The organism is Streptomyces sp. GbtcB7 (genome assembly GCF_019091445.1).
GTDB lineage: Bacteria > Actinomycetota > Actinomycetes > Streptomycetales > Streptomycetaceae > Streptomyces > Streptomyces mirabilis.
Map to the genome: position 1 here is coordinate 1 of NZ_JAGXJM010000309.1, position 268 is coordinate 268.

General features: G+C 57.8%; 1 protein-coding gene. It reads right to left on the reverse strand.

Features of this window, described 5'->3' with window-relative positions:
* Window positions 1–268 (reverse strand): right-handed parallel beta-helix repeat-containing protein (locus KVT44_RS61390; RefSeq protein ID WP_217577000.1); only part of this gene is annotated, 268 nt, incomplete at both ends.

Consider the following 268-nt stretch of genomic DNA (forward strand, 5'->3'; position numbering starts at 1 on the left):
GAAAAGACTATGCCGGTCTTATTGTTGCCATAAATAACGCAGACTTTGATTGCGCCTCGGCTTCGCGCGTCGAGTACGTAGATGCCAGCATCTGATCCGTCGTGAATGCGGCAGGAGCGCACGGTTGGGTCGCCGCCGCTTGAGATTCCTATCCCTGCCCCGGTATTGCCGCAGATTTCGCAATCTACGATGGTGCCGCGGCCTTGCTCGCGCACCCAGATTCCGGTCCCTTTGCCATCATGTACTAGGCACGACCGGTCGGAGAGGT